The 17,126-nt window shown below is 67.4% G+C and carries 10 protein-coding genes; 9 read left to right on the forward strand and 1 reads right to left on the reverse strand.

All coding sequences use genetic code 11. The annotated features are described in order from the left end of the window. The first annotated feature begins 13 nt into the window (after positions 1-13). The 9 genes from tssF (at position 14) to tagF (ending at position 15,738) form a co-directional block, all read left to right on the forward strand. Positions 14-1,867, forward strand: coding sequence for a type VI secretion system baseplate subunit TssF (gene tssF, locus ACQKRQ_RS13860; protein WP_427477572.1), 1,854 nt, complete (start codon positions 14-16; stop codon positions 1,865-1,867). Further along, positions 1,852-2,880, forward strand: a complete 1,029-nt coding sequence (gene tssG / locus ACQKRQ_RS13865) for a type VI secretion system baseplate subunit TssG (protein WP_427477574.1) — start codon at positions 1,852-1,854, stop codon at positions 2,878-2,880. Before tssF ends, tssG begins: the two co-directional genes overlap by 16 nt. Before the next feature lie 4 nt (positions 2,881-2,884). Next, positions 2,885-5,485, forward strand: a complete 2,601-nt coding sequence (gene tssH / locus ACQKRQ_RS13870) for a type VI secretion system ATPase TssH (RefSeq protein WP_427477576.1) — start codon at positions 2,885-2,887, stop codon at positions 5,483-5,485. After that, positions 5,472-7,448, forward strand: a complete 1,977-nt coding sequence (locus tag ACQKRQ_RS13875; RefSeq protein ID WP_427477578.1) for a type VI secretion system Vgr family protein — start codon at positions 5,472-5,474, stop codon at positions 7,446-7,448. The genes tssH and ACQKRQ_RS13875 overlap by 14 nt, the downstream gene beginning before the upstream one ends. A gap of 9 nt (positions 7,449-7,457) precedes the next feature. Then, positions 7,458-8,906 (forward strand): type VI secretion system-associated FHA domain protein TagH, encoded by a 1,449-nt coding sequence (gene tagH, locus ACQKRQ_RS13880; RefSeq protein ID WP_427477580.1) that lies wholly within the window; start codon positions 7,458-7,460, stop codon positions 8,904-8,906. 4 nt (positions 8,907-8,910) lie between these two features. Next, entirely contained in the window at positions 8,911-10,245 is a 1,335-nt protein-coding gene (tssK, locus tag ACQKRQ_RS13885; protein ID WP_427477582.1) for a type VI secretion system baseplate subunit TssK, read from the forward strand. A 62-nt stretch (positions 10,246-10,307) separates the two neighbouring features. Beyond that, a complete protein-coding gene (gene tssL / locus ACQKRQ_RS13890; protein ID WP_408311335.1) occupies positions 10,308-11,645 on the forward strand; it encodes a type VI secretion system protein TssL, long form in 1,338 nt (445 codons plus the stop codon). Then, complete coding sequence (tssM, locus tag ACQKRQ_RS13895) at positions 11,642-15,196, forward strand: type VI secretion system membrane subunit TssM (RefSeq protein WP_427477584.1); 3,555 nt, start codon at positions 11,642-11,644, stop codon at positions 15,194-15,196. Before tssL ends, tssM begins: the two co-directional genes overlap by 4 nt. After that, the gene (gene tagF, locus ACQKRQ_RS13900) at positions 15,193-15,738 is read left to right on the forward strand and encodes a type VI secretion system-associated protein TagF (protein ID WP_427477585.1); all 546 of its coding nucleotides are present in this window, start codon (positions 15,193-15,195) and stop codon (positions 15,736-15,738) included. The genes tssM and tagF overlap by 4 nt, the downstream gene beginning before the upstream one ends. Here tagF and ACQKRQ_RS13905 read toward each other — a convergent pair. After that, entirely contained in the window at positions 15,735-17,123 is a 1,389-nt protein-coding gene (locus ACQKRQ_RS13905; protein ID WP_427477587.1) for a serine/threonine-protein kinase, read from the reverse strand. The genes tagF and ACQKRQ_RS13905 overlap by 4 nt on opposite strands. Positions 17,124-17,126 lie beyond the last annotated feature (3 nt).

Consider the following 17,126-nt stretch of genomic DNA (forward strand, 5'->3'; position numbering starts at 1 on the left):
GAAATCCCACGCCATGAACCCGGACCTGATTCAGTACTACAGCGAGGAGCTTCAGCACGTCCGCGAGATGGGCGGCGAGTTCGCGAAGGCGTTTCCGAAGATCGCGAGCCGGCTCGGGCTGGAAGGCTTCGAGTGCGCCGATCCCTACGTGGAGCGGCTGCTGGAAGGCTTCGGCTTTCTCGCCGCGCGCGTGCAGATGAAGATCGCCGCCGAGTTCCCGCGTTTCACGGAGCATCTGGCCGAGCTGGTCTACCCGCATTACCTCGCGCCCACGCCGGCAATGACGATCGTCGAAATGCAGCCCGACATGACGCATCCCGCGCTTGCCGACGGCGTGGCGATTCCGCGCGGCACGGCGCTGTTCGGCAGGCTCGACGGCGAGCGCTCCACGCGTTGCGAATTCCGCACCGCGCACGCGCTCACGCTGTCTCCAATCGAACTCGTCGAGGCGCGTCTCTTTACGCACAGCGGCACGCTGCCCGGTGTCGACGCAAGGCTGCCGCAGGGCGTGAAGGCCGGCCTGCGCCTCAAGCTGCGCGCGCTGAACAAGCTGAAATTCAGCGACCTTGCATTCGATCATCTGCCGATCCATCTGCGCGGCGGCGACGGTCTGGCCGCGCGGCTATATGAATTGCTGCTGGGCTCGGCGCTCGGCGTGGCGCTACCCGATGCGGTATTGCCGCCCTCGGCCTTGCGCCCCCTCGGATTCTCCGACGACGAAGCCTTGCTGCCCGTGAGCGAGCAGTCGTTTCCCGGCTATCGCTTGCTGCAGGAGTATTTTGCGTTCGCGCAACGCTTCATGTTCATCGGCATCGACGGCTTGCGCCTGCATTTGCAGCGCTGCGAGCGCGATGAAATCGAGTTGATCGTGCTGCTGTCGAAGATCGACCCGGCGCTCGAACAGATCGTCGACGAGGCCAATTTCGCGCTGCATTGCACGCCCGCGATCAATCTGTTCGCGCGTCGCACCGATCGCATTCCGGTCACGGGTGAACAATTCGAGCACCACGTCGTGGTGGATCGCACGCGCCCGCGGGACTTCGAGGTGTACCGGGTGGAAAGCGTCACCGGCTATCGGTCGGGCGGCGGCGGGCCGATCGAGTTTCAGCCGTTCTATCGCGCACGCGATCTGGGAAGCGACGAGCCGGGACACGCCTTCTATCAGGTACGGCGCGAAAAGCGGCTGCTTCCGGCGCAGCGGGACGAGCGTGGCGCTCGCTCGTCCTATACCGGCAGCGAAACCTGGCTCGCGCTGGTCGATACGCGCGAGGCGCCGTATCCGGCGGACCTTCAGCAACTGGGTTTGAGCGTGCTGTGCACGAATCGCGACCTGACGCTGAGCATGCCGCGCGGGCAGGGCAAGACGGACTTCACGCTCGAACTCGAGGCGCCCGTGTCGAGCGTGCGATGCATCGGCGGTCCCAGCCGTCCGCTGCCGTCGTATGCGGAAGGGCCGGTTGCCTGGCGTCTGCTGAGCCATCTGTCGCTCAACTATGCGTCGCTCGTGGACGATGCCGACGGCAGCGGCGCGCGCGCCATGCGCGATCTCCTCGGACTGTACGCGCCCACCGGCGACAGCGCCGCGGCACGGCAGATCGACGGCTTGCGCTCCATCCGCTCGGCGCCGGTCACGCGGCGCTTGCCTTCGCGAGGGCCGATCGTGTTCGGCCGCGGCCTCGCGATCGAGGTGCTGCTCGACGAAAGCGGCTTTGAAGGCGCGGGCGCATTCCTGTTCGGCGCGGTGCTCGCGCGGTTTTTCACGCAGTACGTGTCGATGAACTCGTTCACCGAAACGATCGTGTCCAGTGTGACGCGCGGTGAACTCATGCGCTGGGCGCCAGGGAGCGGGCAATGCCGGACGCTCTGAGCTTGCTCGATGGTTTCTCCGCCGATGCGAACCGCTTCGACTTCTTTCAGGCGGTACGTCTCGTCGAATGTGCGTATCCGGGCTTGCCGCGCGTCGGTTCGTCGCTGCGTCCGCGCGAAGATGCCGTGCGCTTCGGACAGGAGCCCGAGCTGATTTTCTTCCCGACCACGCTGCGCCATTTCGCGACCGCGGGCGAGGCTGCGCCGAAACTCGTCGTGAATTTCCTGGGCTTGCTCGGACCGAATGGCCCGATGCCGACGCACCTGACCGAATACGTGCGTGACCGCGCGCGCAATGCCGGCGATCCTACTTTCGCGCGCTTTCTCGACGTGTTTCATCATCGGATCGCGTCGTTGTTCTATCGCGCGTGGGCGGTGGCGCAGCCGGTCGTGAGCCTCGATCGCGACAACGGCGACCGTTTTTCCGCTTATGTGGGCACGACCTTCGGTCTCGGCGAGCCCGCGCTGCGCAAGCGCGACAGCGTGCCCGATTTCGCCAAGCTGCACTTCGCCGGACTGCTTGCCGGCGGCACGCGGCACGCCGCGGGTTTGCGGCTCGTCCTGGCGCGTTTCTTCGGTCTGCCGGTCGACGTGCTCGAAAACGTCGGCCACTGGATGAATTTGCCCGCGCATTCGATGAGCCGTCTGGGCACGCGCGACGAAAGCGCACGACTGGGTGTCGGCACGATGCTCGGCGCGCGCATCTTCGACCGGCAACACAAGTTTCGCGTGGTGCTCGGGCCGCTCTCCATGCGCGACTATCAGCGCTTCCTTCCGGGTGGCGCGAGCCTCGTGCGCCTGACCGACTGGGTGCGTCTCTACGTGCGCGATCCGCTCGACTGGGACGTCAATCTCCAGTTGCGTCAATCCGAAGTGCCGCGCCTCGCGCTCGGCCGCGGTCAGCGTCTGGGCTACACCACCTGGCTGCATGCTCGCGCGGCGACCGCCGACGCAAGGCAACTGATGCTCAAACCACCCACCTCACACTCCACTTCACATCGCGCAAAGGACTAGTTCAATGGCAGACATCAGCCGCGCCGTCATGTTCGGCAAACTCGACACGCTCAGCTTTCGCGCAATGGAAAGCGCAACCACGTTCTGCAGGCTGCGCGGCAATCCGTATGTGGAGTTCGTGCACTGGCTGCATCAGTTGTTGCAGTTGCCGGATTCGGACCTGCATCGCGTGATCCGGCATTTCGACGTCGAGACCGCCGTGCTCGCGCGCGATTTGACCGATGCGCTCGATCGTCTGCCGCGCGGCTCGACGTCGATCACGGATATCTCGTCGCAGATGGAGGAGGCCGTCGAGCGCGGCTGGGTCTACGGCTCGCTGCTGTTCGACGCGCAAAAGGTCCGCAGCGCGCATGTGCTGATCGGGGCCTTGCAGACGCCCGCATTGCGTAATGCGCTGCGCGGCATCTCGCGCGAATTCGATCGTGTGAAGGTCGACGAACTCGCCGACGATTTCGCCAGCGTGCTCGACGGTTCGCCCGAAGCGGCACTGGAGCCCGCCGTGACGCGCACGTTGGACACGCCACCCGGCACGCAGGACGCCTTGCGGCGCTTCACGCTCGACCTGACGGAACAGGCGCGCGCGGGCAAGCTCGATCCGATCGTCGGCCGCGACGACGAGATTCGTCAGGTGATCGACATTCTCATGCGCCGCCGGCAGAACAATCCGCTGCTGGCGGGCGAGGCCGGTGTGGGCAAGACGGCGGTGGTGGAAGGTCTCGCGCATCGCATCGTGGCGGGCGACGTGCCGCCCGCGCTGCGCGACGTGACGCTGCGCACGCTCGATGTCGCGCTGCTCCAGGCCGGCGCGGGCATGAAGGGCGAGTTCGAGGCGCGCTTGCGCCAGGTGCTGGAGGAAGTGCAGTCGGCCGAGCGAGCGGTGATTCTCTTCATCGACGAAGCCCACACGTTGATCGGCGCGGGCGGCGCGGCCGGCACGGGCGACGCCGCGAACCTGCTGAAGCCGGCGCTCGCGCGCGGCAGCGTGCGCACGATCGCGGCGACGACATGGTCTGAGTATCGGCGGCACATCGAAAAGGATCCGGCGCTCACTCGGCGTTTCCAGGTCGTGCAGGTCCGCGAGCCCGACGAGGCGCGCGCGGTCACGATGATGCGCGGCATCGCGCTTGCGCTGGAGGCGCATCACGGCGTGCAGATTCTCGACGAGGCCGTCGAGGCGGCCGTGCGGCTTTCGCATCGGTATCTTCCGGCGCGGCAGTTGCCCGACAAGTCCGTGAGCCTGCTCGATACAGCATGCGCCCGCGTCGCGGTCAGCCAGCACGCCACGCCGCCGGAAGTGGACGACGCCCGCAAGCGCATCGACGCGCTGAACACGGAACTCGAAGTGATCGCGCGCGAAAGTGCGATTGGTATCGACACGACGGCGCGTCATGAGGCGGCATCGGCTGCGTTGCAGCGCGAAACGGAGCGCCTCGCCGAACTCGATGCGCGCTGGCGCATCGAGCGCGAGATGGTGAAGGACATTCTCGCGCGCCGCGCCCAGCTTCGCGATGGCGCGCCCGAGGCCGATCTCGCCGCGCTGCGCGAACAGCAGGCGCGCCTCGCGCAGCATCAAGGCGACGCGCCGCTGATTCTGCCGGGCGTCGATCGTCACGCGGTCGCGGCGGTCGTGCAGGACTGGACGGGCGTGCCCGTGCTGAACATGCTGAAGAACGAAATAGGCAACGTGTTGCGGCTGAACGAACTGCTCGACGGCCGCATCATCGGCCAGCAGCATGCGACGCAGATGATCGCCCGGCGCGTGCAGACCTCCCGCGCGGGGTTGGACAATCCAGACAAGCCCGTGGGCGTATTCCTGCTCGCCGGCACGTCCGGCGTCGGCAAGACCGAGACCGCGCTGGCGCTGGCCGAGGTGTTGTACGGCGGCGAGCAGAATCTGATCACGATCAACATGAGCGAGTACCAGGAGGCGCACACGGTCTCGCTGTTGAAGGGCGCGCCGCCCGGCTATGTCGGTTTCGGCGAGGGCGGCGTGCTCACCGAAGCCGTGCGCCGCCGCCCGCATAGCGTCGTGTTGCTCGATGAAGTCGAGAAGGCGCATCCCGACGTCCACGAACTGTTCTTTCAGGTCTTCGACAAAGGCCGGATGGAGGACAGCGAAGGCCGTTCCATCGACTTTCGCAATACGCTGATCCTGTTGACCACCAATGCGGGCACCGACTGCATTGCCGAACTGTGCCGCGATCCGAACGATTGGCCGCCGCTGGACGTCATTGAACAGGAACTGCACGCGCAATTGCTGCACACGTTCCCGCCCGCGTTGCTCGGGCGCATGGTGACGATCCCGTATTACCCGCTCTCCGACGACATGCTGCGCGCGATCATCCGCCTGCAACTCGGACGCGTGGCCGACCGCGTGACGCGCACGCATCAGGTGCCGTTCACCTACGACGAAGCGGTCATCGCGCAGATTGCGCTGCGGTGCACGCGCCTCGAAAGCGGCGGCCGCATGATCGACGCGATTCTCACCAACAGTGTGCTGCCGCGCATCAGCACTGAGTTCCTGACACGCGTGATGGACGGCCGCTCGCTCGCGCGCGTGCACGTCGGCGTCGAGCAAGAGGAGTTCACCTATGCCTTCGACTAGCACGCGCCACGTGCGCATGCAGTGCGCGCCGCTCGGCGACGAGGCCATCTTCCTGCGGATGTCCGCGAGCGAAGCCCTGGGCCGCCTGAGCCGTTTCGAGCTGGTGTTCCTGAGCACGCGCAACGATATCGACCCCGGCACGGTGCTGGGCGAGAACCTGTCCGTCACGCTCGACTATCCGGCCGGCGGCGAGCGCCAGTTCAACGGCATCGTGACGACGCTCCGTCTGATCGCGCCAGGCGACACCACCCACAACCGCATGGCGCGCTACGACGCCGTCGTGCACCCGCGGCTCTGGCTGCTCACGCAGGCGTCGCACCGGCGGTTCTTCTATCAGCGCACGGTCCCGCAGATCGTCACGCAGGTGCTGGAGTCGTTCGACATCGACTTTCGCAATGCCTGTACGGCGAGCTATCCGACGCTCGAGCATTGCGTGCAGTACCGGGAGACCGATTTCGATTTCGTCAGCCGGCTTCTCGAGCGCGAAGGCATCCACTATTTCTTCGAGCATGCGGGCGGCAAGCACACACTCGTGCTCACGGATTCGAGCGCCGAGCATCGGCCGATCACGCACTACGAGTCGATTCCGTTTCAGGCCTGGGATACGCCCGAGCAGGATGAAGAATGCGTGTACCGCTGGATGTCGGGCGCGACGCTGCAGACCGGTCGCTACGAAGTGAACGACTACGACTTCGAGAAGGCCTCGGTCAGCAACAGCGAAGGGATGGTCGCGCGCGCAACGCGCAGCGCGCCCTTCGATCCGCCGCGCTATCTGATGCAGGAGCACCTGACGGGGCACGTCAAGGCGGGCGATGGAGAAAGGCTTGCCCGCGTCAACGTCGAGATTCACCAGGCGCAGAACGATGCCATCGAAGGGCGCTCCACGTCGCGCGGCATGGCGGCGGGCGGACTGTTCCGGCTGCGGGATCATCCGGGCGGCGCGCAGAACCGGCAGTACCTTGTGATCGAGAATCGCGCGGAAATCGTCTCCGACGCGTATGTGTCGACAAGCGATTCCACGCTGCCCATTTTCGATTGCAGCTTCCGCGCAATTCGCAGCGACAACACGTTCCGCACGCCGAAGACCACACCGGTCCCGAACGTGGGCGGCCCGCAAACGGCTGTCGTCATCGGTCCGCCGGGCGAGGAGATTCTCACGGACCAGTACGGCCGTGTGAAGGTGCAGTTTCACTGGGAGCAGCTCACGCAGCCGGACGGCGCGAACCGGCTCGACCGGTGCTGGGTGCGCGTCGCGCAAAGCTGGGCGAACCGGCGCTGGGGCGCGATGTTCCTGCCGCGCGTCGGGCAGGAGGTGCTGGTCGAGTTTATCGAGGGCAATCCGGACCGGCCGGTCATCACGGGCGCGGTCTACAACTCGACGAACATGCCGCCCTACGAGTTGCCGGCCGGGAGCGCGGTATCGACGATGAAGAGCCAGTCCACCAAGGGCGGCAATGGCTACAACGAGGTGCGCTTCGACGACCGCAAGGGCGACGAACAGTTGTTCTTCCACGCCGAGCGCGATCACGAGACCTGGGTCCGGCACGACGCGCTGATGAACGTATCCGGCGAGCGGCACGTGCGCATCGATGGCAACGAATTCCGCGAGACGCGCGGCACGCGCAACGACGCGGTGCGCGGCAGCAGCAAGTCCAGCGTGCTCGGCAGCGTGTCGGCCGCGACCATGACCACGCATAACCAGTTCGTCGGCGAAGCCTATGCGCTCAACGCGGGCGTGGCGGTGCAGATCAAGGCGGGCGTGGCGGTCGAGATCGAGTCGAGCGCGACCATCGCGCTGCGAGCCGGGGCGTCGTACATCCTCATCGGTCCCGAAACGATCGAGATGTCGAGCTTCCCGATTCCGCTCGGCCCCGGCGTGCCTCCCGTGCCGTTGACGACACCGCCGCCACCGCCCACGCCGCCGCGCGACGCTGACGACGGCACGCGCAAGGTCCGCAAATAGGAGAACCCAATGAGAATGACATTGACGGTGCAAAGCGGCGAAGGCGCGTCGCCACGCGCGATCGAGATCGAAGGCGAGGGCGCCACGATTGGCCGCGCGCCGGATTGCACGATGGTGCTGAGCGACGGGCAACGCGGCATCTCACGCATCCAGGCGCGCATCGAGCGGCGTGAGAACGCGTATGTGCTCATCGATGCGGGCAGCAATCCGACGCTGCTCAACGATCGCGCGCTGGACGGCACGCACGAGGCGCCGCTGAAGGAGGGCGATTGCCTGAGGATCGGCGCGTACACGCTAGTTGTCTCGGCAACCGGCGACGCAACCGGCGAAGCAGGCAGCGGCTTCGTGGTCGACCAGACCATCATGACGCAGTCGTGGCCCGACGCGCGGCCGTCGTCGAGTGCGCAGGGCATGCCGGGTACGCCGGAGTTCGAAGCGCCGCCGCCCGCACCCCTGATCCCCGACGACTGGAACGGGCCGCACGACGCGGCACCGGCCGATGGCGCACACGCGCTGTTCCTGCCCGACCCGCTGGCCGCGACGCCGCTTCTGCGCGAGCCCGGGCACTTCCGCGGCGACGCCGATCAGGCGCTGATCGACGCGCTCAGTCCCGGCGATCCGCTGCGCGATATCGGCGCGCGTGCGGTGGCGAAGCCCGTGCCGTTGTCGCGCAGCTTCGAGCATGTGTCGCCGGAACAGGCTTTCTCGGTGATGCCCGCGGTGCCGGAGCCGCCTTCGCTGGCGCGAGATGACGATATGCCCGGCCTGCCTCTGCCGAATCCCGAATTCACGTCGATGCGAACGCGTTTGCCGGTTCATGAGGCGCGCGAGCGCAGCGAGCCGCATGTCACCCCGCACGCCGGTCACGCCTCGTTGCTCGACGCGCTGATCGAAGGACTCGGCATCGAGCCCGCCGCCGTGAGCCACGTCGAGGCCGCGGAGCTTGCGCGCCTCGCGGGCACGATGCTGCGCGAAGCGACGCAAGGCGCCATGACGGCCTTGCGCTCGCGCGCCATGACCAAGCGCGAGACACGCATGGCGATGACGATGATCGAAGAGCGCGACAACAACCCGCTCAAGTTCTTCCCCGATGCGGACCGGGCCCTCGCGCAAATGCTCGGCGCGCGCGGCAGCGGCTATCTGCCGCCGCAGGAAGCCATGCGTGCGGCCTTCCGGGATATCCAGGCGCACGAACTCGCGATGGTCGCCGGCATGCGCGCCGCGCTCGCTCACGCGATGGAGCGCATCGATCCGAGCGCCATCGAACGTTCGCTCGACGCGCCGAGCGGTTTCGACGCGCTCATCGGCAACCGCCGCGCGCGCTTGTGGCAACGCTTCGTCGAGACCTGGGAGCACGTGGCGCGCGACGCGGGCGACGACCTCCAGCGCAGCTTCGGCGAACCGTTCGGCCGTGCCTATCAGGCGCAGCTCGACGCACTGAAATCCTCAAAAAACTGACGCCATGTACTGGAACAACAAGGTTATCTGGTCGGAAGGCATGTTCCTTCAGCCGCAGCATCTGCAGCAGCATGACCGGCACATCGAGACGCAACTCGAAGGCCGCGCGGGAGGTCTGCGCGCGTATGGCTGGGGCTTCACGAAGCTGGAGCTCGACGAGGCGCTCCTGAAGCTCGGCAAGCTCGCGCTGCGCTCGGCTGCCGGCGTGTTGCCCGATGGCACGCCGTTCAACCTGCCTGCCGACGGCGATTTGCCGGTGCCGCTCGATATTCCGGAAGGCACCTCGAACCAGCTGGTCGTGCTGGCGTTGCCGGTGCGCCGGCCGGGCGCGCCGGAGTCCGGCGGCGCCGACAGCGCGGAGAATCTGGCCCGCTACGGCGCCGGCGATTTCGAGGTTCACGACAGCAACGACCCGGACGCGCTCGCCACGCTGTTGCAGATCGGCAAGCTGCGCCTGCGTCTCGCGCTCGAACCCGACGTGGCGCACGCGCACGCATATGCGGGCGTCGCGCGGGTGACCGAACGCCTGAGCGACTCGCGCATTCTGCTCGACGGCGACTATTGCCCGCCGTGCCTCGACTATCGCGTCGCGGACGGGCTCGGGCGCTTCGCGGCGGAACTGAGCGGGCTCTTGCAGCAACGCGGCGAAGCGCTCGCGGGCAGGCTTGCGCAGCCCGACGGTGCGGGCATGGCGGAGATTTCGGATTTTCTGCTGCTGCAGATCGTCAACCGCGCGCAACCGCTCGTCGCGCATTTCGGCGCGATGACCGGCTTGCATCCCGAAACGCTGTATCAGGCGTGCGTGGCGCTCGCCGGCGAGCTCGCGACCTTCGGCCAGCGTGAGCGGCGACCGCCGCTGTTTCCGGCGTATCGTCACGAGCGCCTGAAGGAGACCTTCGCGCCGGTGATCGACGCGTTGCGGCTTGCGTTGAGCCGCGTGGCGGACCCGCAGGTCGTGTCGATCCCGCTCGAGGAGCGCAAATACGGTTTGCGGGTGGCGCAGGTCGCGGATCGGTCGCTCTTCACGAGCGCGACGTTCGTGCTCGCCGTGCGCGCGCAAGTGCCCACCGAGACGCTGCTCTCGGCGTTCGGCAGCCAGGTGAAGATCGGCAGCATCGAGAAGATCCGCGATCTCGTCAATCTGCAGTTGCCCGGCATTGGCTTGCGCGCGCTGCCTGTAGCGCCGCGTCAGTTGCCGTTCCACGCGGGCTACACCTATTTCGAGCTCGACGACAAGAGCGATGCGTGGGCTTTGCTCGGCTCATCGGCCGGCATGGCGCTGCACGTGGCGGGGGAATTCCCCGGACTCGCAATGGAATGCTGGGCCATCCGCCGCTGACCATGCCGACGACACGCCCATGACGCCACGCCAATCGAAGGCGCCGAAACAAGGACTCTTCCATGACCGACAACACCGATCCGACGCTTGACGACGCGGAGTTTCTCGACGCCGCGCGCACCATCAGAATGCCGACGCCGGGCCGCGGGCGCGAGTCCGCCAGGCCAGAGGCGAAACAGCAGGGAAAGCCGGACGCGCTCGCGCTTGCACCGCTCGATGCCTCGCTCGCCGGGCGCAATCCGCTCTTGCGGGCGGCCAATCCGCTCCTTGAACTGGCGCTGCCGCTGCGGCGGCTCGCGAGTCATCCGGACCTCGACGCCTTGCGCACGCAACTGATCCAGATGATGCGCCGCTTCGAAGCCGACGGCCGTTCCTTCGGCGTGCCGGATGCGCAACTCGGCCCCGCGCGCTATTGCCTGTGCACGTTCATCGACGAGGCGATCGCGGCGACGCCGTGGGGCGCGGGCGTGTGGGGCCGGCGCAGCCTGCTCGTGACGTTTCATAACGAAGCGTCGGGCGGCGAACGGCTCTTCGTGATCCTGCAGCGCCTCGTGCAGACCCCGGCGGTCGACATCGACATGCTCGAATTGATTTACGTGATGCTCGCGCTCGGCTTCGACGGACGCTACCGGCTGATCGAAGGCGGCAAGACGCAACTCGACGTGATCCGCGAACGGCTCGAGCAGATGATTCGCACGCAGCGCGGCACGATCGAACGGGCGCTCTCGCCGCACTGGCAGCCCGCGGCGCGCGAGCGCAAGCGGCTGCTGCAGTTCGTGCCGCTGTGGGTCGCGCTGGCGCTCGCCGGGCTGGTTCTGATGGCGACGAGCCTCGTGCTCGCCATTCGCATCAACGACTTCTCCGATCCAGTGTTCGCCTCCATGCGCGCGATCCGCGTCGCGCCGGCGCCGGTGCTGGCCGCGAAGACGAGCGCCGCGCCGCGGCTCTCGGCGGCGCTCGCCGGATTCCTCGCGCCGGAGATCGCGCAAGGCCTCGTCTCGGTCGGCGAGTCCGCCGACCGGACCACCGTGACGATCAACAACGCCGCCGAAGGCACGCAGCTCTTCGCCTCGGGCAGCGCGGAGCTCGACGCGCACTTCGCGCCGTTGATGCTGCGCATCGCGCTGGCCTTGCGGGACAAGCCCGGCAACATCGTCGTGATCGGGCACACGGACAACCAGCGCATCGTGTCGGCGCAGTTCCCCTCCAACGTCGCGCTGTCGCAGGCGCGTGCGGACACGGTGCGGGCCATCATCGCCGCGAAGCTCGACACGCCTTCGCGCGTCACCGCCGAAGGCCGCGGCGATACCGAGCCGGTCGCATCGAACGACACCCCGGCCGGACGCGCGCGGAACCGGCGCGTGACCATCGACATTCTTTCGCCAGGAGCGGCGCCATGAAGTGGTTGAACGGATTGAGGAGACCGGCAGCTGTATCGTTTGCCGGCGTGCTGGCGCTGTCGGCGCTCGTGTGGTTCGAAGGCCCATTGTTCGCATTCGACGGCCACGCGCCGCTCGAAAGCGAGTCGCGCCGCTGGCTGGCCGTCGCGTTCATCTTCGCGTGCTGGGCGCTCTGGTGGGGAGTCCGCTTCGTGAAGACGCGCATCGCGAGTTCGAATTTCGTGCGCGGGATCGTCGCCGATGCGCTCGATCCGGCGAATCGCGAACCGAGTCCGGCGCGCAAGGCCGCGGCCGCCGACCTCGCGGTCTTGCGCACGCGTTTCGAAGAGGCCATCAAAACGCTGCGGCATGTGCAGGGCCCGTCGGAAGGCAAGGGCCCAGGCCAGGGCAAAATGCGCGGCGTTCTTGCATGGCTGAACCTGCGCCGCCGCACGCTCTACGATTTGCCCTGGTACATGTTCGTCGGCGCGCCGGGCGCGGGCAAGACGACCGCGCTCGTGCACTCGGGGCTGCGCTTTCCGCTCGCGGACCGGCTCGGCGCGCAGGCGATCGGCGGTGTGGGCGGCACGCGCCACTGCGACTGGTGGTTCGCCGACGACGCCGTGCTGCTCGACACCGCGGGCCGCTTCACGACCCAGGACAGTCACGAGGAGGCCGATCGCGGCGCATGGCTCGGTTTTCTCGCCTTGCTGCGCAAGTACCGGCCGCGCCGTCCGCTGAACGGTGTGATGGCCGTCGTCTCGGCCACCGATCTGTTGCAGCAGACCGACGCGGCGCGCGCGAAGCATGCGGCGTCCGTGCGCGAACGCCTCGCCGAATTGAACCGGCAACTGGGCGTGCAGTTGCCGGTCTATGTCGTCGTCACGAAAAGCGATCTGCTCGCCGGCTTCGCCGAATTCTTCGATGACTTGGGCCGCGACGAGCGCGAGCAGGTCTGGGGCGTGACGTTCCCGCTCGCGGAGCGCGACGACGCGGCAAACGCTGACTCTCCGCTGCAGCGTTTTCCCGATGAATTCCGCTTGCTGCACCGGCAGTTGCAGGATCGCGTGCTGCAGCGCATGCAGCAGGAGACCGACGTTCGGCGGCGCGCGCTGATCTATGCCTTTCCGCAGCAGTTCGCGGGCATCGAAGGCGCGTTGCAGCGCTTCCTCGACGACGCGTTCGGCGAGTCGCGTTTCGCTCGTGCCGCGATGCTTCGCGGCGTCTACTTCACGAGCGGGACGCAGACCGGCAGGCCGCTCGACCGGATGATGAGTTCAATGGCGGCGTCGCTCGGACTTCAGCGCGAGGTGTTGCTGACGGATTCATCGAGCGGGCGCGCTTACTTCGTCAAGCGCCTGCTTCGCGATGTGATCTTCGAGGAGGCGGGCATTGCCGGCAGCAATCCGCGCGTGGAGCGCCGCCGTGCGCGTTTTCAGCGGGTCGCGATCGGTGTGATCGGCGTGTTGCTGGCGGCGGGGCTGATCGGCCTTTTCGCGGCCGACCGGGCGAACCGCCGCTTCGTCGACGAAAGCCGCCAGCAGATCGCCGCGCTGACCCAGCGCGCGCAGCAGACGACGGCCGGCGACGATCCGCTGGCGGTATTGCCGCTGCTCGACGCCGCGCGCAATCTGCCCGGCGGCGAGGCCGAGCGCGCGGCGGGCCATGACGCGTGGTGGGAGAAACTCGGCCTCGACCAGCGGCAGAAGCTCGGGCTGGAAGCGCAGCGCGTGTATCAGCGCCTGTTGCGCCAGACGTTGCTGCCGATCGTCGTGCAGCGCATGGAGGAGCAACTGCGCCGCGGCGACGCCGACAACGCCGCCACGCAATACGAAGCGCTGCGAGCGTATTTGATGCTCGGCGATCCGACGCACTTCGATCCGGCCGCGCTGCGCGTCTGGGCGATGCACGCGTGGCAGCGCGGCGCGCTCCAGAACGCGACGGATGCGCAACGCGCCAGCATCGACGGGCATCTGGAAGCCTTGTTCCGCCGTGGGCAATTCGATGCGAACCTGCCGCTCGACCAGAACCTGATCGCGCAGGCGCGGGCCACGCTGAATCGCGTGCCGCTCGCGCAGCGTCTGGATGGACGCATCGAGCAACAACTGGCGCAGCTTCGCCTGCCGGACTTCACGATCGCGAAAGCGGCCGGACCGAGCGGTCTGTTGGTGTTCGTGAGGAAGAGCGGAGCGCCGCTCACGCAAGGCATCGATGGAGCGTACACGCGCGCAGGCTTCGATGCGTTCGTGCGTCTGCGTGAAGCCGCGCTCGCCGACTTGTCGAAGGACGACTGGGTGCTCGGCCGCGGGGAGGCGCGTCCCGATCCCGCCGGCACGGATGCGCTGCGCGCCGCGCTGACGCGGCTCTACTGCGAGGCGACGATTCGCCAATGGGACGGCCTGCTCGCCGATGTGGGCGTCGTGCCGTTTGCCGCGCCGGATCAGGGCGCGCGCATCGCGAATCTGCTGGGGTCGCCCGCCTCGCCGTTGCGCGGCCTGATTCAGGCCGCCGCGCGTGAGACGACGTTCACCCCGGCCCCCGCGCCGCCGGGCAAGCTGGACGCGCTCAAGCAGAACCTCGGCAAGGCGTTGGTGACGGGAGCGGGAGCAGGGGAAGCGCCGGCGCCCACGCTCGTCGATACGCATTTTCAGCCGCTGCACGACCTGGCCGGTCCGGCACTCGACGAATCCATCGGCGCGTTCAAGGATGCCGCCGCCACGCTGCAGGCCGACGACACCGCGCGCAAGCAGTCGTTGCCGCTGCCCGCGACCGGCCCGCTCGATCGCCTGAAGCTGCTTTCACAGAACGCGCCCGCGCCGCTCGCGGCGGTGCTGCAAGGCGTGGCCGCCAATGCCGACACCGTGCAACTGCAGAGTCAGCGCGCGCAACTGAGTGCGCTGTGGGCGGCGAGTGTGGCTCCCGCTTGCAGGCAGGCGCTCGACGGGCGTTATCCGCTCGTGAAGACATCGACGCGCGACGCCGCGCCGGACGACTTCGCGCGCATCCTGGCGCCGGGCGGTCTCATCGACGACTTCTTCCAGAAGAATTTGCAGAATCGTGTGGATACCTCGGGCGCCGTGTGGAAATGGCGGCCGGAAGCAAAATCGCTTGGTATTCCGGACGATGTGCCGGTTCAATTCCAGAACGCGGCCATGCTGCGCGACGCATTGTTCCGCGACGGCGGCCGGGATGTCTCGGTGCGTTTCACGGTGAAGATCGCGTCGCTCGATCCGTCGCTCAAGCGCTTCGTGCTCGATATCGACGGACAGCAACTCACCGCGACCAGCGACGCGCCGAACGCCACCGCCGCGTTCCAGTGGCCGAGCGGAAAAGGCACGGCGCAGGCGCACGTCGAACTCGACCCGGCGCAAGGCACGCCGCCGCACGCGGACGGACCGTGGGCGCTGTTTCATCTCTTCGACGCCGCGCGCGTCCAGCAGTCCGGTCAGGCCGATCACTTCAACGTGTCCTTCGATGGAGGCCGCGTGTCGCTCGCACTCGTCGCGAACAGCGCGGACAATCCGTTTCGCGCGGGCGTGCTCGACCGCTTTCGTTGCCCCGCCTCGCTATGAAACCTGACGATCGGATGAACGCGGGCTTCTACGGCAAAGTCCGCACGCACGGCGATTTCGTCAGGCGGGGCTTGTCGGCCGGATTCGTCGCGCAATGGGATGCATGGCTGCAGCGCGGCCTCGTGGCCGCGCGCGCGCGCTATGCCGACAACTGGCTGTGCCGGTATCTCGCCATGCCCGTGTGGTGCTTCGCGGTGCGGCGCGGCGTGATCGCCGAGGACGCGCACACCGGCGTGCTGATGCCGGGCATCGATGCGGTGGGACGCTACTTCCCGTTCGTGATCGCGCGGCCGGTCGACGGCGACGCATGCGTGTCGGCTTCATCGTGGCATACCGATGCCGCGGCACTCGCGCTCTCCACCCTCAAGCCGGCCTTTTCGCTGACCGAGTTGGAGGCGTCATTGACCGGCTTGCGGGGGCAGTTATCCGGTACCGCGTCGCGCGCGGCAGACAGCGTCTGGTGGTCGGATGTGGGTGAGGTCGTGCATCATGACGGGCCGTTCGATGCCGCTTTGTTCCTGCGCCTGCTCGATGCCGATTAATCGCGTTCCGTATCCCACTCGCGACGTAGCGCGTCGCGGTCTTTCTGTTGCGGCACGGCGTCGAGCAGACGCGCATGGAAAGTTTGCAGATCGGGCGCGCTCGCCGCCGCACGGCGCGCGATGACGCGCGCGATCGGGCCCAGATAGGTCGTGAGATGACGCGCGGCGTCGCTCACCTGCTCGACGCTGATCTTTTGCGCCGGTAGCGCGCGCGATGAGCCGGCCTCCAGTTGCGACAAAAGCGAATCGAACTCGCGGCGCGCGGCACCGTCGGGCAGGTACGTGGCGAGCCGCTCGCGTAGCGCGTCGACGTCCGCGGCGCTCGCCGACGCGCGCCGCAGCAGCAAGGTCGCCACCGGGCCCACGTGACTGGCGAGCCGTTCCTCCAGTTGCGCGATCAATTCGGGCGGCCAATTCCTCGTTGCCTTCGACGCCTTCGACGTCTCTGACGCGGGCGCCATATCGAGCGTGGCGGCGGGACTCGCGTAGGCGAGCACGGTACGCTCCGGGTCCTCGGCGTTCTCGTTATAGCTGGCGAGTTCGGCAAGCAGCGTGTCGCGCCATTCGCGCGCGGAAGCGAAACGGTCTTGCGGACGCTTCGACAATGCTTTCATCAGCATGGCGTCGATATAGCCGGGCAATTCCGGCGCTATGGTGCTCGGAGCAGGCGGCGTGTCGTTGAGGACCTTTTGCATGACCACGCTCGGCGTTCCTGTGAACGGGCACACGCAGGTCAGCATTTCGTACAGCACGACGGCGGCGGAAAACAGGTCGGCGCGCGCGTCGATGGGTTCCCCGGTGAATTGCTCCGGCGACATATAGCTCGGCGTGCCGAGCATCGTGCCGGATTGCGTCAGGTACGAGGTGTCGAGATGCGCAATGCCGAAGTCCGCGATCTTGCATTCGCCACGTTGCGCGATGAGCAGATTGGCGGGCTTGATGTCGCGATGAACGATGCCCGCGCCGTGCGCGTAGTCGAGCGCATCGAGCAGTTGCACGAACCATCGCAACGCACGCGGCGCACCCATGCGCGAACCGGCGCGCACGTGCTGCGCGAGACGCGCCGCGAGGCTCTCGCCGCGCACGTATTCCATCGTGATGAAGGCGGTGTCGTCGGCTTCGCCGTAGTCGTACACCGCCACGATGTTCGGATGAACGAGACGGCCCGCCGCCCGCGCTTCGTTCAGAAAACGGGCGGTGAGATCGTGCGTGGAGTCGTCCGGCGTTTCACCCGGCGTCAGCTCCCGCCGGATGGTTTTCAGCGCCACCTCGCGCTCGATATGCGGATCGAAGGCCAGATACACCACACCCATCGCACCGCGTCCGAGTATCCGTTCGATGACGTAGCGGCCAAGCCGGGCGGGGAAGTCGGCCGGGGAGGGCATGGC

Source organism: Paraburkholderia sp. NPDC080076, from assembly GCF_050281145.1.
Classification (GTDB): Bacteria; Pseudomonadota; Gammaproteobacteria; order Burkholderiales; family Burkholderiaceae; genus Paraburkholderia.